19 protein-coding genes are annotated in these 22,770 nt (G+C 42.0%); 10 read left to right on the top strand and 9 right to left on the bottom strand.

Going from position 1 to position 22,770, the window contains the following annotated elements; all coding sequences use genetic code 11:
* Window positions 1-6: 6 nt before the first annotated feature.
* On the bottom strand, window positions 7-1,653 hold the full coding sequence (locus CH373_RS02530; protein ID WP_100712361.1) for an ATP-binding cassette domain-containing protein: 1,647 nt from the start codon (window positions 1,651-1,653) through the stop codon (window positions 7-9).
* A 184-nt stretch (window positions 1,654-1,837) separates the two neighbouring features.
* On the opposite strand from CH373_RS02530, the gene CH373_RS02525 reads away from it, so the two are divergent.
* Together CH373_RS02525 and CH373_RS02520 are read left to right on the top strand one after the other, a co-directional pair.
* Window positions 1,838-3,496: an OmpA family protein gene (locus CH373_RS02525; protein WP_243393242.1), complete on the top strand. Its 1,659-nt coding sequence runs from the start codon at window positions 1,838-1,840 to the stop codon at window positions 3,494-3,496.
* 97 nt (window positions 3,497-3,593) lie between these two features.
* A complete protein-coding gene (locus tag CH373_RS02520) occupies window positions 3,594-4,850 on the top strand; it encodes an FAD-dependent oxidoreductase (RefSeq protein WP_100712360.1) in 1,257 nt (418 codons plus the stop codon).
* Between the two features lie 37 nt (window positions 4,851-4,887).
* On the opposite strand, the gene CH373_RS02515 is transcribed toward CH373_RS02520, so the two are convergent.
* Window positions 4,888-5,799, bottom strand: a complete 912-nt coding sequence (locus CH373_RS02515) for a class I SAM-dependent methyltransferase (RefSeq protein WP_100712359.1) — start codon at window positions 5,797-5,799, stop codon at window positions 4,888-4,890.
* A gap of 91 nt (window positions 5,800-5,890) precedes the next feature.
* Here CH373_RS02515 and CH373_RS02510 point away from each other — a divergent pair, with 91 nt between their 5' ends.
* Complete coding sequence (locus CH373_RS02510) at window positions 5,891-8,281, top strand: transglycosylase domain-containing protein (protein WP_100712358.1); 2,391 nt, start codon at window positions 5,891-5,893, stop codon at window positions 8,279-8,281.
* Here the strand turns inward: CH373_RS02510 and CH373_RS02505 are convergent.
* The gene (locus tag CH373_RS02505) at window positions 8,256-9,734 is read right to left on the bottom strand and encodes an ABC transporter substrate-binding protein (RefSeq protein ID WP_100712357.1); all 1,479 of its coding nucleotides are present in this window, start codon (window positions 9,732-9,734) and stop codon (window positions 8,256-8,258) included. The genes CH373_RS02510 and CH373_RS02505 overlap by 26 nt on opposite strands.
* 9 nt (window positions 9,735-9,743) lie before the next feature.
* Between CH373_RS02505 and CH373_RS02500 the strand changes: the two genes are divergently transcribed.
* From CH373_RS02500 to CH373_RS02490, 3 genes are all read left to right on the top strand, one after another.
* Complete coding sequence (locus CH373_RS02500; protein WP_100712355.1) at window positions 9,744-11,642, top strand: ABC transporter ATP-binding protein; 1,899 nt, start codon at window positions 9,744-9,746, stop codon at window positions 11,640-11,642.
* Window positions 11,643-11,648: 6 nt separating this feature from the next.
* Window positions 11,649-12,701 carry a tetraacyldisaccharide 4'-kinase gene (gene lpxK, locus CH373_RS02495; protein WP_243393218.1) on the top strand — a complete coding sequence of 351 codons (1,053 nt, stop codon included), beginning with the start codon at window positions 11,649-11,651 and terminating at the stop codon, window positions 12,699-12,701.
* Between the two features lie 283 nt (window positions 12,702-12,984).
* Entirely contained in the window at window positions 12,985-14,349 is a 1,365-nt protein-coding gene (locus CH373_RS02490; RefSeq protein ID WP_100712353.1) for an LA_0442/LA_0875 N-terminal domain-containing protein, read from the top strand.
* Between the two features lie 39 nt (window positions 14,350-14,388).
* Here CH373_RS02490 and CH373_RS02485 read toward each other — a convergent pair whose 3' ends face one another.
* Window positions 14,389-15,153: a HesA/MoeB/ThiF family protein gene (locus CH373_RS02485; RefSeq protein ID WP_100712352.1), complete on the bottom strand. Its 765-nt coding sequence runs from the start codon at window positions 15,151-15,153 to the stop codon at window positions 14,389-14,391.
* Between the two features lie 15 nt (window positions 15,154-15,168).
* Window positions 15,169-15,642: a hypothetical protein gene (locus CH373_RS02480; protein ID WP_100712351.1), complete on the bottom strand. Its 474-nt coding sequence runs from the start codon at window positions 15,640-15,642 to the stop codon at window positions 15,169-15,171.
* A 120-nt stretch (window positions 15,643-15,762) separates the two neighbouring features.
* Between CH373_RS02480 and CH373_RS02475 the strand changes: the two genes are divergently transcribed.
* Window positions 15,763-16,929 (top strand): LptF/LptG family permease, encoded by a 1,167-nt coding sequence (locus CH373_RS02475; protein ID WP_100712349.1) that lies wholly within the window; start codon window positions 15,763-15,765, stop codon window positions 16,927-16,929.
* 159 nt (window positions 16,930-17,088) lie between these two features.
* Here CH373_RS02475 and CH373_RS02470 read toward each other — a convergent pair whose 3' ends face one another.
* Together CH373_RS02470 and CH373_RS02465 are read right to left on the bottom strand one after the other, a co-directional pair.
* Window positions 17,089-17,610, bottom strand: a complete 522-nt coding sequence (locus CH373_RS02470; RefSeq protein ID WP_100712348.1) for a hypothetical protein — start codon at window positions 17,608-17,610, stop codon at window positions 17,089-17,091.
* 306 nt (window positions 17,611-17,916) lie between these two features.
* Window positions 17,917-18,729, bottom strand: coding sequence for an SDR family NAD(P)-dependent oxidoreductase (locus CH373_RS02465; protein WP_100712347.1), 813 nt, complete (start codon window positions 18,727-18,729; stop codon window positions 17,917-17,919).
* Between the two features lie 289 nt (window positions 18,730-19,018).
* Between CH373_RS02465 and CH373_RS02460 the strand changes: the two genes are divergently transcribed.
* Entirely contained in the window at window positions 19,019-19,801 is a 783-nt protein-coding gene (locus CH373_RS02460; RefSeq protein ID WP_100712346.1) for an enoyl-CoA hydratase/isomerase family protein, read from the top strand.
* A 15-nt stretch (window positions 19,802-19,816) separates the two neighbouring features.
* Here the strand turns inward: CH373_RS02460 and CH373_RS02455 are convergent, their stop codons facing one another.
* The gene (locus tag CH373_RS02455) at window positions 19,817-20,188 is read right to left on the bottom strand and encodes a VOC family protein (RefSeq protein WP_100712345.1); all 372 of its coding nucleotides are present in this window, start codon (window positions 20,186-20,188) and stop codon (window positions 19,817-19,819) included.
* A gap of 115 nt (window positions 20,189-20,303) precedes the next feature.
* On the bottom strand, window positions 20,304-20,783 hold the full coding sequence (locus tag CH373_RS02450; protein WP_207761420.1) for a GNAT family N-acetyltransferase: 480 nt from the start codon (window positions 20,781-20,783) through the stop codon (window positions 20,304-20,306).
* Between the two features lie 208 nt (window positions 20,784-20,991).
* On the opposite strand from CH373_RS02450, the gene CH373_RS02445 reads away from it, so the two are divergent.
* Window positions 20,992-21,519, top strand: coding sequence for an LIC10415 family protein (locus tag CH373_RS02445; protein ID WP_100712343.1), 528 nt, complete (start codon window positions 20,992-20,994; stop codon window positions 21,517-21,519).
* A 179-nt stretch (window positions 21,520-21,698) separates the two neighbouring features.
* Window positions 21,699-22,769 carry an SH3 domain-containing protein gene (locus tag CH373_RS02440; protein ID WP_100712341.1) on the top strand — a complete coding sequence of 357 codons (1,071 nt, stop codon included), beginning with the start codon at window positions 21,699-21,701 and terminating at the stop codon, window positions 22,767-22,769.
* The last annotated feature ends 1 nt before the right edge of the window (window position 22,770 follow it).

Here is a 22,770-nt window from a genome sequence, read left to right as displayed (position 1 = left end):
AAACTTCTACTTTGCTTCGGCTAAGACAGGACCGCCTGCCAATCTTTTATAGAATTCTGCGCCTTCCCTTTCTAGGAACTCTTCATAGGTTCCTTTGAAATCTCGGATCCCTTCCGTTGTAACTTCTAAGATTCGGGTCGCGAGTGAAGAAACAAATTCTCGGTCATGGGAAACGAATACTACAGTTCCTTCAAATTTCGTAAGTGCGTAGTTCAAGGATTCGATCGATTCCAAGTCCAAGTGATTGGTAGGTTCGTCCAGCGCTAGAAGATTATCTTGTTCGAGTATCATTCTGCCGATGATGATTCTGGATTTTTCGCCGCCGGAAAGTACGTTTGTCGGTTTTTTGGCCATATCACCGCTGAATAACATTCTTCCTAGAATTGCGCGGATTTCTTCCATTTCCGTTCCGGCAGGAGCATGTCTGTACAACCAATCTACCAAAGTATCAGCGTCTTGTCCGATCCCTTCTCTATGATCTTGCGGAAATACGGAAGCTTCTACAGATTCTCCGAACACAACTGCCCCGGAGTTTGGATCTATCTGCTTCATCAGGGTTTTTAAAAGTGTAGTCTTTCCTACACCGTTTGTTCCGATGATAGCGATCTTTTCACCTTTCGTAATATTAATAGTAAAATCTTTGAATATACTCTTTTCCTCATAGGATTTACTGATGCTATCAGCAAGGATTACATCTTTTCCGAGAGGCCTTTTCATTTTGAAAATGATATAAGGAAATTGTCTGGAAGAAGGACGAATCTCAACCATATCATCCTTGATCTTCTCGATCATTTTTTGACGAGAAGTCGCCTGCTTTGATTTCGCGGCATTCGCGCTGAATCGGCTCACAAACTCTTGCAACTCTGCGATCTTCTCTTTCTTGCGCTTGTTATCTGCACTCATCCTTTCTCTCGCAGCTTGAGAAGCTTCCATGTACTCGTCATAATTTCCAGGATACACGGTCATGGTCTGATAATCCAAGTCTACGATATGAGTCGCGATCGAATTGATAAAATGTCTGTCGTGGGAGATTACGATGACGACGCCTTTGTAATTGGTAAGGAACATTTCCAACCAGTGAATGGTTTTGATGTCAAGGTGGTTGGTAGGTTCGTCCAAAAGCAAAACATCAGGTTTTTGAAATAGAACCTGAGCCAGCAAAACCCGGAGTTTAAATCCACCAGTCAAAAAGGAAAGAGTTTGGCTGTGTATCGTTGTAGGAATTCCTAAACCTTCCAAAAGCTCGCCTGCAATACTCTCGGCTTCATATCCGCCCATTTCTCCGAACGCTTCCTCTAATTCAGAAACTCGGATCCCATCCTCGTCCGACATTTCTGGTTTAGAATAAATCGCGTCCCTCTCTTTCGCGACCTCCCAGAGTTCCTTATTTCCCATCATGACGGTGTTTAGAACCGTCTCGTTTTCGTACTCGTAGTGATCCTGTTTTAAGTATCCGACTTTTACTCCCACATCGATCGAGACTGCTCCGGCCGCAGGTTGCTCCAAGTCCGCTAAAATCTTCATAAATGTGGACTTTCCGGATCCGTTTGCACCAATTAGACCGTAACGGCAACCTGCCTTGTATTTTAGGGTAACGTTCTCGAAGAGTATTTTCTTACCGAAATTGAGGGACAATCCTGAGACGCTAATCATATCAAACTACCTGCCTGTTAAGGGACATTCCGAAAAGGGGGGAATAGATCCAGAGTTTCCAAGCCGCCAAAGCTTGCCAACTAAATCCCTCGTCAAGGACTCCGGAAAAACCTCCGAAGCTACTTATATGACCTTATCATCTAGGATTCTCTCGATCATTTCTATTCTTTTCTTTTCGACTGGCATGTTTGCAGAAGAAAGAATATTGGAGGGGAAGGTCCTACAATTTGGAAGGATGATCCATGTTGGAGACGAGTTCGTGCAAGTTCTTTCCAACGACTTGAGCTCTGAACTTTCCAGACTTCAAAACCAAACGGTCCGAATGTTATGCGAAATGAAAGGACCGAACTGCGAACCTGTTCGTTACGATATCTATCCTTTTGCGGACTCCAAAGGAATCGATCCATGGACTCTCAAAAAAATTCCGGACTATGTAAATCGGGGCCTCTTCGCTTTCAACCCGACTGTATCTCCCGATGGTCGATCGTTATTCTGGACTGTCTTTGTGCGAAAAGGCAGATCAGGAACTCAGAAAATCTGGATTGCCGAAAAAGATAGGAACGGGTTTTGGAAAGACGGCAGAGAAATGGATCCACCTCTGAATAACGATCTGCCGAGCGCTCTTATCTCCGCCCTCCCCGGCGGAAATGAATTATTTCTATTTGGATCCTTTGGAATCAACGACTCCAAGCAAGTTCCACTCTATAAAAGTTACAAAGAAAATAATTCCTGGTCCAATCCGAAGATGATCGATTTTCCAAGATTTTATAATTTGTACAGAAAAAAGGAAAGCCCTAGTCAAGAAGTCTTCGGCGGTTGCACTTTATCATCGAGTGGAACCATACTGATTTATTCTGCGCAGCACGAGGACTCTAGAGGAAAACTGGATTTGTACGTGAGTGTTCAGAATGAGTCCGGCACGTACTTGTTAGGCGAAAATCTGGGGGACACGATCAATACGGAAAAGGAAGAAATGGCTCCCTTCCTGGCGAGCGATAGCAGAACCTTGTATTATTCGAGTGATGGTAAGAACGGATTATCTATTTATGTTACAAAAAGAATCGGGGAAGGTTGGAAAAACTGGACTCCTCCGGTAGAAGTCTCGAAGAACTTGCGCGATGTGAACTTTTTTTCGATACCCGCCAACGGAGAATGGGCATACGCCAGTAAAGAAGGTCACTTATTTATGACCTACCTTCCAAAAGAATTCAGGCCAAACCCTGTCGTAGTTATTAACGGAAAGGTCTTGGACGAGGAAGGAAGTCCTTTGTCTGCGGAAATACATTACGAATCCTTAACACGTCTAGAAAAAAGAGGAAGTTCCAAGAGCGATCCAAAAACCGGCGAGTTCAGTCTGATCCTTCCTTACGGAGAAAAATACGGATTTTACGCGGAGAAAGAAGGCTATCTTCCAGTTTCTTTGAATGTGGATTTAAGTGGAACGGAGAAAACTCAGGAAAAAATACAGGTTGAGTTTCGATTGCCGACGGTTTCTATCGGAAGACAAATTCAATTGAATAATCTTTTCTTCGAATCCAATAAATACGAGCTCTCCAAAGATTCCGAACCGGAACTAGATAGGATCGGTGCACTGCTTAAATCCAAACCGAATCTAAAAATTTTGGTAGAAGGACACACAGACAATATCGGGAAAAAAAGCGACAATCAGACACTTTCCGAAAACAGAGCGAAGGCAGTTCTAGAATACCTAAAGGCAAAACATAAAATCGAAGAAACTAGAATCATGACCAAAGGATTCGGAGATTCGGTACCAATTACAGAAAATGATTCGCCGGAGGGCAGGCAAAAGAATCGAAGAGTGGTTCTTAAAATCTCCGAATAGTGGTTTACTTCCATTTTTTTAGGGTTTACTCGCGGAAAACTACGAAAAAGATAAAAACCCTTGAACAACCGCTTGAATTTTGTTTTCTAAGTAATTGATGAAAATCGCGGTCATCGGCAGTGGAATCGCGGGACTAAGCGCCTGTTGGTATTTGGGCAAAGAGCACAATGTGACACTAATCGAAAGGCAGCCATTGGTAGGAATGGATGCACAAGGCACAAATATCGAGACCGAAAGCTCTACCGTTCGTGTAGACGTTCCCTTTAGAGCATTCAAAAAAAATTACTACCCTTGTTTATTAGAACTTTATAAAGAAGCCGGAATCGAAATCAAACCGATCGATTACTCTTTTTCGCTCAGTTATGACGATGGTAAAACTTACTTCGGTTTTTCGACGATCGGAATCGGAGGGAACTTTTTTCCTTTGGCGCAGCCGGAATGTTTTACCTCTTCAGACTCTAGGAGAATATTCTTCGATGCAATTCGATTCTATAGTAAGTCGGCGGAACAGCTAGACCAGTTGAAGGGAGAACAACTGACTATTTTGGAATTCCTGAGAAGGTTTCAGTATTCCGAAAAATTCGCTTTAGAATACCTCTTGCCTATGTTCGCGACCATCAATACTTGTTCCCTTGAAAGCGCGGGAAATTATCCCGCAGAGGCAGTCATTGATTATCACTCAAAAGGTTTTCGCTTTTTAAGATTTTTTTCCCATGCAAAGGGAACTACAGATGTGACCACTCGGCTGAGTAAAAGAGCCAGAGAGGTTCGGTTGAACTCTGATCCTAAGAGACTCGTACTTTCCGGAGACAAAGTGAGAGTACTCTACGGAGACGGAGAAGAATCTTTTGACAGAATTGTCCTAGCGGCACCCGCCAACCAAGCAATCACAATGCTACCCGACGAATTTAGAAGGGAAAAGGAGATCCTTCGCTCGATTCGATACGAATCTTCTGAAGTAGTCACTCATACCGACGAAAGTTTTATGCCCGCCAAAAAAAGGAATTGGGCACCGCTATGTTTCTCCTTATCTGCAGCAAAAGATAGTGCATCTGCTACATTACGATTGAATAAACTACTTTCTTCCATCGGAAAGAGAGAGATTTTCCAAACCTGGAACCCCACCCGCGAGATCCGGCAAGGTTCCCTGATTAGCCGCTCCAGATTCGAAAGGCCTGTGATCAACCTAGAATGCAAAAGAGCTCTGACAGAGTTTCACGAATTGCAAGAACAGCCGAACCGTAAGATTTGGCTCTGCGGATCGTATGCAAGATACGGGATTCCACTCCTAGAGGCGGGGGTAGCAACTGCCCTAGATGTGCAAAAGTGGTTGAATCACTCTGTTTTAGTTTAGAAATTCTGCATATTATGCGATTTTAATAAAACTAATTCTAATCCTTTTTTGCACAAAATACTACGAATTGAAAAAACTCAGCGCATAGCTCTGACCCCAAAAACTCTCCAAAACTAGAATAACGATTTGCTAGGCCTGGAGGAATCTTTCCTTTTAAAAGAGGCAGGTTGATTTTCAAAAAATTGCTGAATCCGCTAAACACTTCCTTTTCAATTCGTTCTAGTTTTTGTATAGAGTAGCCCTCCGCTTTGAGCATGGAACTTAATTCCTCAGAGGTCATTCGGCTTTTAGAGGGAATTCTCGCTATAATACAAATTAAGATCCTTAGCAAACTTTTCCAAACAGAAAGCTTTTGGTCGTTATAGATCAGCTGCGCGGACGCCAAAATTCCACCTGGTCTTAAGATCCGAAAGCATTCCTTATATGCCTTTTGCTGATCAGGAAAAAAATAAGCACTATCTAAACAAAGAATTCTATCTCTTTCGGAACTTTGCATTTTAGAAAGAGTTCTTAAATCTGAGCAGATAAGATACGCGGAAAGGCCGAGTTCGGTTAGTTTTTTCTCTGCAAAATGGTACTGCAACTTCGAGGAATTAATCGCAGTGATATTTTCTGAAGATACACCGAAATCTTTGCACCAAACAAGGATTTGGTCCCCACACCCAAATCCGAGATCCAGAACCTTATGCCACGAATCCAAACCGGCATCGGATCCCAATTGTCTGGCTAACTCACGGCAAGCTGAGGAGTATTCTGCTGTATTTTTCCAATATCCCAGGTTTGCCCACGAATTGTGAGGGTCCGTGTTTAAGTACAAATGGGATAAAGTATCAGGCGATTCCGATTGAAAGAAATTATTTCGAAACCACTGAATGATTCGGTTAGTGCCCGAGAATCTGGTGTTAACTTCTCTATCCATCGATTTCAAAAATTCGCGTATTTCAATCATCGGATCGTAAATCAGAAAGAATGCGTTTCTGCCAAAAAAATCCTTTCCCTAACGGAACTTTTAAGAAAAAACTTCAGACAAAGAGAGCGCCATGAATAAAGAACGATTGCTAAAGATCTTATTCTCCTTTTGGGAAACTATAAAGAAAAATTGGAGGTCGATTTTAAAGTACGGATCGATCGCTGGTTTGATCATAGGATCCTTTCTTGTCGGCGGATCCTACGTGGTCTGGTTGACGAAACAGGATGAAGTATCAAAGAATCTAGAGGCATTCGAAAGAGAAGTAACCAACGTCTTTGATCCTAATGAAATCAAACCGATTCGTATATTGGATAAAAACGGAAAGCTTATCGGTGAGTTTTCCAGAAGAAAATTCAAACCAATACGAACTGATAACCTCAAAGAACACTCAAACATTGTTTGGGCGCTGCTCAGTTCAGAGGACCAAGACTTCTATTCTCACCATGGGATCAACTACACCGCTCTATTACGCGCGATCATCGTCAACCTTACCACCTTTCAAAAACAGGGCGGATCTACGATCACGCAACAACTTGCTAAATTGACTCTCGATCTTGGCGCGAGAAACATATTCAACAAACTGACTGAGTTTTATTGCACTTTCTACCTGGAAAGTAGATTTAGCAAGGACGCGATTCTGGCAATGTACCTGAATCGAATCTTCTTGGGAGAGAGCAATACCGGCGTAGAAGAGGCTTCGAGATACTATTTCAATAAGCCTGCCTCAGAACTTACCCCTGCAGAGGCTGCGATGCTCGTCGGAACAATTCCAGCGCCCTCAGTCTATAATGCGGTTCGAAATCCAAAAATTGCCTTAAAAAGACAAAAGATGGTACTTTATCTAATGGCAGATCACAAGGATCTGAATCCTAAGAGCTCCTCAGTGGAAAGGGATTTCGAAAGAAAGGTAGAGGCGAACATTAGAAAATTCAGAACTTCTTATAAAGTAGAAGAAACTAAAGAGGAAGACGAACAGATCACAGTTACTTCCGAAATCGGAAAATACGGATTCGACAAAGATTTTACGGTCAACCTTGCCCCCGATTTTAATTTCGGAGTCAGGCAATTCGTAATGGAAAATTTCTCAGAAATCGACCTCGAAAGTAGAGGATTAAACGTCTACACTACTCTAGATTACGATAAACAAGAAGCCGCAGAAAGATCTCTCAGAGAAGGAATCGAAGGAGTTCGCAAAAAACTCACGGACGACAAAGCTGTTTTCTTAAAGGCGGGAAAGAACGAAGAGGCGACACTACAAAATAAGATCATTCAAAATATGAATGGTAGCTTGATTTCGATAAATCCTACAAACGGTTATGTCGAGGCAATGGTCGGTAGTTACAAAATTTCTAATATATTTCGACTAAATAGAGCTGTTTCTGCAGTCAGACAGCCGGGTTCGGTGATCAAAGGGCTCGTTTATCTTTTGGCATTTCAAAAAAGGATTATCAACCCGACCTCCATCGTAATAGACGAAGCGATAAAAATCCGAGGATATTCTCCGAAAAATTGGTATAAAGGATACCGAGGAGAAATGCAGGCGAGAGTTGCATTTGCACAATCCGTAAACACAGTAGCAGTTAAACTTCTCCACGAAATCGGAGTCGGAGACTTCTTATCCACGTTAGGCGATATTCTAGGACTAGACAAGTCAGAGCTCGACCGAAGATTTCAACCGAATCTTTCTTTGGCACTGGGCTCAGGAGAACTTACACCTGAAGAGCTCGCTACGATTTATGCAACGATTGCAAATCTCGGAAAAAGAGTTCGTCCGATTCAGATCTTGAGAATTACGGATTATGAAGGGAGTGAATTTTATTCTTCTGCTCCGATCGATATGCAAGAAAAGGATCAAATCCTGGACCCGGTTGCATGCGCCATGGTGCTAAATTTGTTGGAGGCAGTTCTGTCAGAAGAAGGAACTATGAAGATCGGTCTCAAGGATGGAGATCGTTTCCCGATGGGGGGAAAAACCGGAACTGTGCAATCTCCTAAGGAAGCACGAAAAAAATGGGGAAGCAGAAAAGGAGTTCGAGACGCTTGGTTTGCGGGTGTAAACCCTAAATTAGTGACTACCGTCTGGGTCGGGAACGATATAGGAGCTCCTTTTCAAGGATCAGGTTCCGGAATTTCCGGCTCGATTTGGTTTAGATATGTATCTTACGTGGCAAGAACCATAGGATTCGGAGATACCTTGATTCCTCCGTTTAACGGGGATTATGTGAAAGTAGATATTTGCGGAGACGATGGAAGCATCCTATCGGAATCAGAATGTAAAAACCCTTTGAAAGGACAGTACTACTATGTTGGAGACCAACCTACCGGACCAATCGTAGTTACTTCCAACGAATCCGCAAAGTCAGGAGCAAATGGCTCCGAAAACGGTGAAGGCCTTTCCGGAGATGATTCGGTAGAGTTGGAATTACCCGAACAACCTAAGGAAGGTCAGACGGAAGATTAGATTTAGATTCGAGGGAATTCCAAAGTCTGTCCCCGACCAGATATAATTCGTACGGAGACCAAAGAAAGATCCAAGGGGCGTCCTCCTTGAGTATTTGCCAGGAACTTCTTTCTGAATCTCCCAAATCCAATTTGTCGGAGTTCCTCGCAGATTGAAGCAGTAGATCCATTTTGTGATTCGAGTAGAAGGCACGATTTCCCGCATTACCAAAGCGATCAGAGGCAAATAAAGGATCTATAAAGTTCCAAGCGCCCGGAAAATCGGCGTACCAGAATAACAGAGTCAAATCTCCTTTCCTCTCTCCGTTTTCCTTGTACAGCTCCGCCTTTTCCATTGGCAGGATCTTGATTTGCAAACCGATCTCCCTCAGGTATTGAACGATTGCTGCACCGTTCGCCTGGTTCTCTTCGTCTGCTCTCATTCTAAATTCCAGTTCTCTCTTCAAAATGCTCGGATAGCAAGCTGACTTAGCAAGATATTCTTTCGCGAGTTCCCTATTGTAAGCAAATATCTCTTCTTGTTTCCTGGAAAAAAGATCACTCGCAACCGAGGATGGAAAAGGACCCGATGCGACTTCCGCGTTATCGTCCAAAAGAACTTTTATTATTTCTCGTTTGTCCACTGCGTAATTCAAAGCGTAGCGAAAATTTCTGTCAAAACATGGATCTCCCTCGCGTATCGCCACATACTGAACTCCGGAACCTTTTCTAGCCAGGATTCTGTCCCTGCGCACATTCCGATTTCCTAATAGAAAATTGGGCAATCTCATCAGATCGAGCTGGTCTTTCGCATACAAAAAAACTCCCGTGCTCGCCTGCGGAAGTACACGGAACAGAATTACTGAGGCTTTTCCATCCGATTGGAATTCATTTTTCGAAATTCTAATATAGTTATTTCTCTTCCACTCAACTAGCGAGTAGTCTCCGCATTCGACTTTCTCAGGACAATATATACTCGCTTGCGGAAGGGCCAACTTTTCCAAGGCATTACGCAGACCGCCCGAAAAAAATACATCGAGTGTAGACTGATCCACTACCCTTCCACCTTTGATAAACGAATAAGAACTTTGTTTAGGACCAGATTCAGAACGCAATCTGTCGAGAGAATCGATTACTAACTGAGAATTTAGCAGCTTATCTCTTGAAATCTTACGAGGAACCAGCTTGATTCTAAGAGTTCTCGTGTTCGGGTGCGATCCAGGAAGCAAGGAATAACTTTCCGCAAGAGAAGGAACAATTTTCCCAGATTCGTCGTATCTGAACAGACTTGGATACAGATACTTAATTACGATTCTAGAAGAAAGATCCGTAGATAGAATCGGATCGAGAGAAATGGGATCCGATGGTAATGAGATAATAAGTTCATTCGGGCTACGCTCACTCCCCTCACAAGAGCAAAAAAGAAGGGACAAAAGAAGTAAAGCCAGAGACAAGGTAAGAGGAGTAAATCGCATTTCGGACCTATGAACGTCTATAGGCGCCTTTTGAAGTATTCCTTCAAGTATAAATACAGATTAATCACAGGGATCGTACTATCTTTCCTTGTATCTGTGTTAAATGCTGCATCTCTCACCAGTTTAATCCCTGTGTTCGATTCATTAGGCACCGGGGAGAAAACAAATTTCGAAATCACTCTTACCAAAAAGGATAAGGCGCTCTTAGAAAAAAAAGCCGCGCACGAATCCTTGAATACTGTGGATGAAATCGAGGTAGCCTTCGCAGAATATAAGATAAAGGCGAACGACTTTTTCCGATCGCTCCCACAAGACCAACTTGTTCTACTCTTCTGCATGGTCGTTTTTCCAATCTATCTGGCAAAACTGATCTTTTTGGCCGGCGCTGTCTACTGCATCAATTCCGCAGGATATTTAGCAGTCAGAGATCTTAGATTCGAGCTCTACTCGAAGGCCCAAGATTTGCCGCTAAATCATTTCGTTCAAGAAAAGACCGGAATCTTTATGAGCAGAATCATCAATGACGTAGAGGTTCTTGCGAAATTAGTTAGTTCCGATTTGAAAGATGCCATCACCGATTTCTTTTACATCGTAGTACACCTGTTGCTTCTGTTGATTTTAAGCTGGGAAATGTTCCTCGCTGTCTTCATAGTAGTTCCCTTAATATTGGGCCCAGTTTCGTCTTTTGCAGATCGAATCCGAAAGGCGACGAAAAACCAACAAGAGCGCCTTTCTGCGTTAAACGGTCACTTGCAAGAAGTGATCTCTGGAATACGAGTGATCCGCGCGTTTTCTATGGAAAAGGCAGAGGCGCTAAGATTCTGGAACATCAATAACGACCTTTCGGACAAAACGTTCAAAGGACATTTTTACCACCAGGTTGGTCCTTCCCTAGTGGAGTTATCCAGTTCGATCGTAGCGGTCATCTTCTTGAGCTTCGGAGCTTACTTGATGGAAGGCGGAAAGATTTCGGGTGGAAAGTTCTCTCTTGGGGACTTCATGGTTTTCTTTCTAACACTGATTTTCTTGATGCGACCTTTCAAACAAATGGGAGTACTTTCCAATTCGATCCAAAGTGCGGTCGCAGCTGGTCAAAGAGTATTTGAGTTACTCGACAGCCAGACAGATATTGTACAGCCGCAAAATCCTCAGTTTATTAAGAAGCTATCCAAGGAATTGGTCTTTGACCGTGTAAGCTATACATATCCCAACGCAAAAAATCCTACATTACAGGATCTTAATTTAACAATTCCTAGAGGGGCGACAATCGCACTAGTCGGAGCTTCCGGAGCTGGAAAATCCACTTTGGTAGACATGATTCCAAGACTAATCGACCCGACAGAAGGAAAGATTACTTGGGACGGAATCGACCTTAGGGATTTGGACTTATCTTCCTTACGTAAGAAAATATCCATCGTAAACCAACAGGTATTTCTATTTAACGGAACTATTCGCGAGAACATTTGCTACGGGAGCGGTCAAGTTTCCGAGGAAAAATTGCGAGAAGCTTCGGACCTAGCCTTTGCTTCCGAATTCATATTATCTTTTGATGATGGATTCGACACTCTCGTAGGAGAACGCGGAGTCATGCTTTCAGGAGGCCAAAGACAAAGAATTTCAATCGCAAGGGCTTTGCTTTGTAATCCCGAAATATTGATCTTAGATGAGGCTACATCCGCTTTAGACACTGAATCCGAAAGAGTCGTGCAGGAAGCCTTGGAATCTCTTTATAAAAACAGAACCGTAGTGATTATCGCGCATAGATTGTCTACGGTGCAAATCGCTGACACGATTTTTGCGATGGAAAACGGTCAGATCGTAGAATCAGGAAGTCATCAGGAATTGATCAAATTGGACGGAAAATACAAAAAACTCTACGAAATGCAGTTTTCGGAAAGTTCGGTGTAAGACTCCTTGATTCGAAAAATATTTTATTATCTCTTCTTTCCTATTTTATATATATTAAGTTTTGTTTACAGACTCCTTTTTCTACTCGATCGACTTCGAAAGAAAAAAAGTACCCTTTCAAATGCGATCGTAATCAGCGTTGGAAATTTCAGCGTCGGCGGAACCGGAAAAACTCCTTTCACTTTAGAATTAGCGAATCTTCTTAAAATTTTTTTTTCAGATACTCCAATTCTGATTTTGAGTAGAGGTTACGGATCCAAAACAGCAAATTCAACTCGAGTTACTACCCAGTCCTTGCCGGAAGAAGTTGGAGACGAACCTTTGCTACTGAAGCGAAATCTTCCTTTTGCTGAAATTTACATCGGGAGAGATCGGCAGTCCTCCTATCTCAAGTATAGAAAAGAAATATTGTCGGATGATAGTAAGGCTGTTTTCGTACTTCTAGACGACGGATTTCAGACTCATAAAATCCACAGAGATTTGGATATTGTTCTCTTGGATTGCACTCGAATCAAAAAAGACAATTTCTTGCTGCCTGCAGGTAGGTTGCGGGAATCCTATAATTCCTCCGCACGAGCCGATATGATCATCGCTTCCAAATATTCTCAGCAATATGATGGCGATTTGATTTCTTGGATAAAAAAATACAGACCGAATCAGGTTCTAAAATTTTCCATGACTCCGGTCGATCTCAAGTGTGTCTGGTCCGAATCCAAATCAGTTGCACTCGACACAATTAAGAATAAAAAAGTTTTAGCATTTACAGGATTAGGAAATCCTAATCCGTTCTTCGAAGATATAGCATCACTGCATCCGAAGGAGCTCACTCGAAAACCTTACTTGGATCATTATTCGTATCGCGCGAAGGATCTGGAAGAGCTCCGAAAAAATATTGGAGAGATCGATTATCTGGTCTGCACCGAAAAGGATGCAGTAAAACTGCAAACTTTGGCTGCTCCAAAATTTCCGGAAAAGTTTTTGTTTCTCAAAATCTCTCCGAGCCTAGAAAATAAAGAAATCTTGATCGAGCAAATTCGAGGACAACTCGTAAACCGCTGAATTTGATTCTGAAACATTTCATTTTCGGAATGTAACATTCTCTAAACAGAACAAGACGCACTGAAACAGAATTTTATATATAACGTACGCTCCAAAAATATTCCGTAAGATTTCTAAGTTTTCCAGCGTTCTCTTAGAAATTCAATGGAAATTAATTTCCAGGGAAATGAACTTTGTCCCATAGCCCTACTCAGGAAGCCCAAGAATTAAGTCTCTCTTCCCTTCGGAAAAGGATTGTAATGCGATATGCTTTCACTCATAATCCCGGAAGGCCCTACTAATTATGCATAGATCGCCAAGATTTGGTTTTATTTTTATCCTATCCTTTCTACTTTCATTTTCTTTCTCCCCTTTATTTGCAGAACAAACCGTTTACCTTCGAAATGGAAAAGTACTGAAAGGAGAAGTCATCAAACAAACACCAACTGTAATCATCGTTCGAATGCCGGACGGAACAGAACAAGAAATTAAGAAAACAGCAATCTTGAAAGTTTCTTTTAAAGAGTTGTCTGCTCAGGATCTAAAGGCAGAGGAAGAGAAAGCCAAGAAACAAAAAGAAGAGCAAGAGAAGGCTTCTAAACTTGCAGACGAAGAAAAAGAAAAGGCGGCAAAACTTGCAGAGGATGAAAAGAAAAAAGCTGCTGCAGAGGAAGCAAAATCAAAACGAGCCAAGGAAATGGAAGAAGCGAAGCGGCATTATATCCAGCTGCTGCTAGGATTCGGACCTGGTCATTACATATCTGGAGCACCTCAATATTACGATAATATTGAGAACGTTGGAACTTTTCTGAATGATTTTTCAGCGGGTCCTTTGCACACCGCTCCAGTTAGAAAAGGAAAGTTTTCCAGAACAATACATCTTAGATATGCGTGGAATCGTTTGGTAGTAGAAACCGGAGGTTCCTACTTTGAGTCCAGCACTACGTCTAGTTATCCCGGAACCCTGAGATTGAGCGATAGCCCTTTGGTAATCCAGAACACTTTTACCACAGGAACTTATCCCGAAAAATACAAACAAGTTTATGGACAGATTTCTTATTCCGTTTATCCGAATAAGAAATTTGATATTCGACCGATTGTAGGAATTCAAAGAATCATCACGAACACTGTGGATAAAAATTCTGTGCTATTATCACCTGCGGCTCCTGGAGGATTCGATTTGATTCTAAGAAAGGATAATTCCTTTTCGGAAACGATGAGAGGAACCAGCGCAGGACTTGCTTTCGAAATGAAATTTGCAGAGAAATTCGAAGGCAGAATTGAAGTGCTATCCTATAACTTGAACGCAAGTTCTCGGGGAGAAAGAGGAGACTATTCTCTTAATTTATCTAACGGGTATAGAAATAAATACGGAGTCTCCAATGATTGGAAGATCACCGGAACTTCCGTCAACTTAAGACTATTATACCAATGGAAATACGGCATCTCTTTCTGGGCAGGGATCAGCGCTGCAACTTACCAGTATAAGGCGGTAAACACTGTGGCAGCCTTTAACGACAATAGTACCCCAGACCCAGTCGTCTTACTACTTCAGGCAAAGCTGATCAATGGCCTGACTCAAATGGTTGCACCGGAGGCAAAAGTTTCCGCACTATATTTCGGAGCGGCTTACACGTTTGATTTTATGAAGAGTAATAAAACAGAATGAAGTAAATCGGCAAGTAATAGTCGATCGCAGAGGAACCTGCTAGCCTAAAACAGAGCAGACAGGGCAATCTTTTCTGCGTAGCAATGACACTTTCCTAAAATCTTCCGATTTCGATTCTACCTGGAGCATTTTACCGAACAAAGCATTGTCGCCGGTTTCGGTCATTCCCAAAAGAAATTTAACTGCTTCGGTAGATTGAATTGTTCCTACAATTCCTGCCATCGATCCGATCACACCTGCTTCCGAACAGGAAGGAATAGAATCCGGAGGCGGCAAAGATTCGTAGATACATCGAAAGCAAGCATCCATTCCCGGTCTGACACCCATGACGGTTCCATCGAATCTCAAAATACCTGCTGTGATGAATGGGATCTTCAATTTTACGCAAATATCATTTACTAAGAATTTGGTTTCGAAATTGTCAGAACCTTCCAGGACTAAATCAGATCCGGATAGGATCTTCTCAGCATTATCTAAATCTAATCTAGATTGTATTCCTTCTACAATGATAAATGGATTTAGTTCTCGAGCGCGCTCCGCAGCTACCAAAGCCTTTGGCTTTCCTATATCTGCGTGCTTATAGATAACCTGCCTTTGCAGATTTGTGGTATCTAAAATATCAGAGTCAATGATGCGAAGAGTTCCGACTCCGGAAGCCGCCAAATACAACAAAGCCGGCGACCCTAGTCCGCCGGCTCCTACAATCGTTACCTTGGAGGCTTTGAGCCGTTCTTGTCCGGCTCTTTTTACCTCATCCAGAAGGATATTTCGTGAGTATCGACTAAGCTCTTCTGGGCTGAGCATCCCAATCCGAAAAGATCAGCCTTTAATTTTTTTGGTGATCACGTTGAGCAAGTCGGCAACAAATTCGTCTCCGCGACGGTTTTTATCTGCAAACTCTAATGCTTCCTTAGTAGCATCTTCCAACTTTTCGCTCTTCGTAGTAATATTCAATAAGCCGGCAAGAGCAACATAAACTATGTCTCCGTTCTCCGAGCTGATGATTTTATTTTTCAGTGCAATTGTAGTATCACCGGGCTCGGCGATTAGCCCTAAAGCCACGAGCACAGGAACGGCAACCTTCGGGTCATTCGCACGATTTAATAAATTGATAAGTTCTGGAATTGCAGATTTCTCTTTTTTATCACCGAGATACTCTGCAGCTTCGACTTTTTCCACGTCGGAGCCGGACGAAAGAGCCTTAATATGGTCTTCGGTAGATTTTTCCGCATAGAGAGAAGAAGCCGAAATAAGTGCAAACAGCAAAGCCGCAGGTAAAATACGAGTTTTCATGAGTTCCTCCAGTAACCTCGGAATTCTCTAACCAAGCCGAGAATCGTCAACCGAAATTAATCCAGGCACAAAAGATAGTGAAGGAAACCAGCCTATGCTAAATTCTGGATACTGAGATAGATGGAATTCAAGATTCCCAAGTTTTCCAAATCGTCACTGGAGAGTTTTATTTCCGGAACCAAGGAGGAGTTCTTCCCACCCAGAATTCTGGACAAGTACGTATTTTCCGAGTTTTTTAAAACCTTCCTAGGCACCTGCCTAATGATTACTGCTTTGATCTTTTTGACAACGGTAAACGATAATCTTAAGAACATATCTTCCACGAAGGCTCCAAAGTTTCACGTCTGGCTTTATCTTTTGTACAGTTTGCCGGACATTATCACTACTTATTCGATCAACATGTCATTGCTATTTGCGGTGTCATTTACAATAGGACAGTTTTCGGCTAACAAGGAGTTAGTGGCGATGATGTCTGCGGGAGTTTCCTTTCACCGTATCGTTGCGCCGATTGTGTTCTTTGGATTTTCTTTATGGTTCATCGTTTTCGTAGTAACTCAGGTGCTGGTAAGACCTTTCAACAAACTTGCTCGCGAAGAACACAAGATGATCACAGCAGGTACCGGTACTTTGAGCAACATGGTGTACCAGTTTCATTTTAAAGGAAAGGAAGGCTTTTACTATATTTACTTTTATGATCCCGTAAAAGACGAGATTAACGGCGGATTTAATTACGTAAAATTGACCCCGGACCAAGTACCTGATTATGTTGTGTCTTCCCTAAAAGCTAAATATGATCCTAACAGAGATATCTGGAAGCTCACCAAGGTAGAGGAAACTAAGTTCAATTCTGATCTTGAAGTAGAGTCATTTACTACTTATCCCGAAAAAGAATATTACTTTCCTGAAAAACCTGATTACTTTAAAATTCCAAAAGGTTCTGTCAAAGAGATGAATTTGTTCGAATTGGCGGAGGAAAAGGAAAATCGTTTAAAGAAGGGACTCGCGTACGGCGATGTAGAAGTAGAGCGTCATTCACTATTCGCAAATCCTTTTTTAGCTGTGATCGTCACCTTGGTCGGATGTGTGGCAGGATATTTTACCAAGAGAGTAGCAGGAGTCGCTTCTTTAGGAGTAACTTTGATCGTGATCTTGGTCTATTTTGTGATGAGTTCCGCTTTTGTATCCATCGGTGAAAATGGAGTAGTTCCCGCTTGGTTGGCAGTTTGGGTCACACCCGGAATTTTCATGAGTGTTTTGTACGGAATCTACCGCAGAATGCGAATATAATCTCTCAGATTCTTTGCAAAAGTACAGTATATTTTCTTAATATATCTAGTTGAAATTCTCAGGGGAATTCAAAGTTTCTAAGGGAGAAATCAGTTCGGGAATCCCTTGTGCAAATACAATGAATTCCCGAATTCTGAAAATCGGTTAATGATACAACTTTTATTGGGCTGACTTTGGTTTAGCTGAGGTGGTATTTCCAACTCGAAGCGAATCTACCAAGATTTTGTAACCGCCGGAAACGGTGACGACCCCTTTGTATAAATCAGAAACATCCGTGATTTTTGCGATAAACCAACCGCATGTACGAGCTTCTTCCTTATCATTCGGAGGACGATATCCGTCCTCAGCACTCAAATCCGCCATGATCACAACCGTACCAATTTTCAGTTCTGATTCCACAGCTTTGTGAGTCGAGTAATAGAATTTTGTCCAAACCTTTTTGCCGTCGACCACTTGCAAAAATTCACCTTCGTTCTTGGTTTTAGCACTAGGAGGAGTTGTTTGTTTCGCTATGTACACATGAATCCAAGGCTGAACTTTAAATTCCTCTTTTGTAATGAAAAAATCATCCGGCTGAATGTAGTGTGCGTCTTCTTCGGCAAATATCGTAGAAAAAGGTAATATGCTCAAGATGAAACATACAACCAGGAAAATTCGAGTTTTTTTATATTGAAAATTCATAAACAAGAGACTCCGTCGTTTATTCTTTATCGTTAATTGGTTTTTGTCTTTCAAGCTTTTGGACAACAGCCATAAGCCCATCGACTCTGATCAAATTGAAGTTCTCGCTAGATTTAGTCAACGGTTCCTTGAAAGATTTTTCCAAAAATCTCCGAACGAAGCTGCAAATTTAATAGACAATCGCAAAAATTTTTCGCGAATAACTGTCCGTTAAATTAACTTATTGGAATATCCTTTATCCCTTAATGTAAAACGAATCCGATCGAAAAAACTTTTTTCCGATCGGATTCACGAACGAACGAAAAGTCAAGGAGCAGTTTTTAACTGAGCGCTAAATAATTTTGGAGCCATCTTATCGACCATTTTTCTGGATAATGCAGGCAACCACCAAGAAGACATGTACGAACCAGGATATATAAGTCTTGGCTTTCCTTTTAACATGGAGCTTATTATTTTCTTAGCCAAGATTTCTGGTTTTCCCTCGGGGAGTAATTTCAGGACTCCTCTTTTACCTCCCAACGCAGTATACGCGTGTTCAGACATAGGAGTAGTCACAGGACCCGGATACACAGTGAGGATTGAAACTCCGGTATTTTTGAGCTCCGCACGAACCGATTCGGAAAATGCGCCTAACCCAGCTTTGGAAGCTGAGTACCAGGATTGCATTGGAGATGGCACAAATCCCGCAACCGAGGATACGTTGATCAGATTTCCTTTTGACTGAATCAATTTAGGTAAAAGCAAACGAGTTAGTACAAGAGGAGTCTCGAGGTTTAATCGGAGCAATTGCAATGATTCATCGATAGATGACTCTAAAGTTGGACCAGTATTCTCCATGCCTGCATTATTTACGAAGATATCAATCGGTCCGAATTTGGACTCTATGTCTGCGATACAGCTTGTCGCCTTCTTTAGATCTGATAGATCAAGTGGAACTATATTGCACGGAACTTTGGCTTTTTTTGCGAGGTCCTCCAAAAGATTCGCTCGTCTAGCGATCAGAGTCAGCTTCGTATTATACTTTGCGAATTCTAAAGCGAGTGCAGCTCCAATTCCGGAAGATGCTCCTGTGATTACCACATGCTTTCCAGATAGCTTTTTCAAAATTTTACTATTCATCTTTTTACTTTTCCTTTCGAGTTTGGATCAAAACAAATCTATGTTCACTATTTAGAAACCAGTCATAAAAAAAGGATCCTATTTATTTTCATTTGCAAAGCAAATTATTTTAACAACAAAACATCGTTCAATTAACTCAAAAAAATCCTCTAAGTCATTTAGAAAATTTGAAACTATTGTTGTCTCGATATTCATCCTATATAATTCATTTATCAGTGAGCAACAAAGCCACTGAGCCTAAATATAAGGAATCAAAAAAAGAACAGTAATAGAACAGGGGAAAACACAAATGCCTACTTTTAAGAATATCAAAATCGAAGAGAAAGGGCCACTGGCTTGGATATGGTTAAACCATGCTCCTTCCAATGAAATGACTGAAGAGATACTCGAGGAGTTAATCCAAGCTCACTTACATCTGGCCGAAATCAAAACAATCAGGGCTGTCATGATCGGATCCAAGCAGGAAAAGTTTTTTTCCAACGGATTAGGAGCAAGTTATATGTTGGATCGATCCATCGATGAGAGAGTAAAAGTATTCTCAAAGCTCTTCGATCTTATAAGAGTAATGTACTCTTTTCAAAAGATCGAAGTGTCCGTGATCAATGGGCATGCAATGGCAGGCGGAGCTGTTCTCGGAATATTAACCGACTTCAGATTCATGGGGGACGGAAAATTTCGATACTGCTTTTCAGAGGTTCTTGTGGGCCTTACGATCCCCCGGACTCTATTGAATATCATTGAGACAGTCGTTGGAAAATCCAAATTGAGAGACGTCGCGATGTTGGCAAAAGCATACAAACCCGAAGAAGCAAAAGCGATCGGATTAGTGGATCAAATATTTCCGACCGCCGATATGAACAAAAAGTCCGAAGAAGCAATCTTAAGTATGTTGGAACTCCCGCAAGCGAGCATGGAATCGATCAAGAAAAGTATTCGCGCCGATCTAGTACGGGAGTTAAGCAATCCTTCGGAAAAACTGATTCAGGAGTTCGTGCCTTTTGTGAGTGGAAACTTCGATGAAGGTTTGCACGCTGTACTAGAACGAAGAAGGCCCAAGTTTGTAAACTCTTGAACTGAAACTAGACGATTAAGGAATCGGCTCCCACAATTCGATTTTGTTTCCGTCAGGGTCCATGATCCAACAGAACTTTCCGTAAGGTTCTTCTAACATCGGAGCAGTGGGTTCGATTCCTTCTGACTTTAGTTTCTCCATCAACTGTACCAGATCGTCCACGACGAAGTTGATCATAAATTCTTTTGTAGAGGGCTCAAAGTATTTCGTACTTTTCTCGAAAAGTCCGAGCACGACTACCGATCCGTTAGGATATTTTTCCAAAGTGAAGGCCGGTACGTTTTCATCTTCAAACGCTATTCCTAAGTGTTTTTTGTACCAAGCTAGTAGATCACTTTTGTTATTCGATTTGTAAAAAACTCCGCCGATTCCTAAAACTTTAGCCATGCTCCTCTCCCCCGCAAAACAGGGGTTTCGGAAATAGAATATTAGGAAAGCAGAAAACGGATTTGATAGTGGTTTTTCTTTTTTGATCGAAAGATCTGATATAACTACGCGAAAGTTACAAATTGTAATCGATTGAGATTAGATCTTGGTTCATCAATCTTTCCATTCCCTTCCAACTATCCCTAAGCGGGACGAATCCGACCTTAGAATACACCTTATGCGCATCGTTGGTAAAAAGCAAAAATCTAGTCCCTCTTAATTTTGGGAGGTTTATAATCGTTTCGACGAGCCATCTTGCTAACCCGTTTCCGCGATGCTCGGGCAGAACAAACACATCTGCCAAATAAGAAAACCTTACCAAGTCGGTTACCACTCTCGCATAAGCGACTTGAGAGGCGCCCTCGCTTCCTGGCTCGCCCCGGTAGACTCCGAAGCACGCCGGAGAATTCTCAATGAGAACATCGACTAATTCTTTTCGGATTCCCTTTGCCCAGTACGAATTCGAAAGGAAAGAATGTATCGTGCTTCTATCCAAATACGATTTTTCTGAGCTCAAATAATAGCCGTCGCCGCGGGCGATTAAGGTGCTTTCCACAGATTCTCTTTCGGATTTTTTTCCCAAAAAGCTGATACATCGGAAAAAAAATTCATTGGTTCTGAGGACTTTTTCCGATATTGAGTACAGATAAGCCTGCGGAGTAGCCGGATAGATGCGACATAAAAGCCGGGTGGGGAAAGAGAGGAAGTAGATTCCAGTTATCCTCCACTTTGGTCCGGTAAATCCGAAAAGGAGGGTAAAGAACATGGACGTTCAACTGACGAATCTAGTATCATCAGCAGAAAAACTGCTCAGAGACAAAAGATCCGCCGTTCCAGGGAAAACGGAAGCCCCTTCGGAAACAGCAAAGAACGCCGTAGATAAGACAGAATTCTCTTCGAGTTTGACTTCTAGGTATCTCAAGATCCAAGAATCGCTCGCAGGACTTCAGGCAGAATTATCCAAAGAGCAGATGAAGTTAGGAATTCTCGGTGAAGGAAACACTCCTAAATCCGAGTTAATCAATATTCTATTTGGAGAAACTCCCTTATTTAGAGAACTCGCTGAAAATCCAAACATGGATCTTCAAGCAGTAGAGAAAAAAATCACCGCGAATAAAGAGAAACTAACCGGAGAGATTCGAAAATACGAAGTTGAATCCGAGAATGTTCTATCTGTTGGAATGCTGAAAGGCCAGGACCAATTCAGAAAATCTCTGGAAGATTTATCTGCAAAAGATGTCCGCATGAAACAGCTTTCCGAAAAAACCATCGAACGCCTAATTCAGGATTAATCTCTAATTCCTGAGTCAGCGTTTTTCCGCGATCTCAACCGATCTTGAGAATGGTTTTGATTTCTTAAGATCCGCAGATAACCTGTATTTTCTCCAAAGCAAAAAGCTCCTTATTAAACGAAATCCACTTCAGAAAAATGTTTGCTGAGTTCTTATTTCGCAAGGAATATGATTCATAGATGTTCTTTCGCAGTCATAAGTTGATCGCTATACTAACTCTCTTTCTTTTACTTCCGGTTTTCCCGGAAGATAAAAGTGCTGTACGTTATGTTCTGATCACTTCGGGAAGTTTGAATGTCAGGGAAGCCCCCGAGACTGGTAAGGTGCTGTTCGGTCTAACAAAAGGCGCCAAAGTTCATATCGTAAAAGAAGAGCCCTCCGAATGGGTGAAGATAAAAACGGAGGACGGCAGAACCGGGTTTGTCTCTAGAAAGTATTTAGGCTCAACTCCCCCTGATACACTCGACACATATAGACTTTTAGGTTTTGTGTCGGCTGCATACGATCCTAAGGAACTCCCAATTTTTGTGCCTCTCGCCTTTTACGGCCCAGGCGGTTGGCAAGTAGCCAAGGAAGAATACGAATTTGATTATAAATTCAGAAGCGGGGTCAAAGAAACATTGCCTTCGGTAGCACTTGTTACTGGAGAGAATGGACCTGACTTTCTAGGAGATGCAGCTACTACTTACGGATGCCAAGAATTACCAGCGTTGAAGGTAAAGCCCAGCAAATCCTTGGATTCAAAAAATATCTATGTCGTTTATTCTCCGGAGCTTGGGCTAAAGTCTATCGCCTTACAGGAATTAACTACAGCAAATTCCACGGATTTCGAACTTTATAAAACTTTAGCCGGAACTGTATGGAAGGCAAAAGGATTTTCCGAAGCAGAATGGCTAAAAGTGCAAATACAGGAAGTATACGAATTCAAAACCCCCAAAAAGGAAACTTTCATTTCTGGAAGAATCGCTTACGTTAAGAATAACGCAGAGAGAAAATACTTGTATTTATTGGCTCGCAAATCAGGGCCCGAAAAAGTATTAATTGCATTCGAATATTCTGATAAACTTACGGAAGAAATCGGAATGTACGGCGGCTCGTATCACTTGAATGGAATCGTTTACAGATCGGAAGACCCTACACCAGTTTTGATTTTTACTGATATAGGCTACGACGCCTCAATACACAGCCTGTTTGAGCTGAGAAACGGAACTTTACATCTCCTCCTCCACGGAGGAGGAGATGCTTGTTAAG

This window comes from Leptospira perolatii (assembly GCF_002811875.1).
GTDB lineage: Bacteria > Spirochaetota > Leptospiria > Leptospirales > Leptospiraceae > Leptospira_B > Leptospira_B perolatii.
This window is presented reverse-complemented; position numbering and strand designations above follow the sequence as displayed.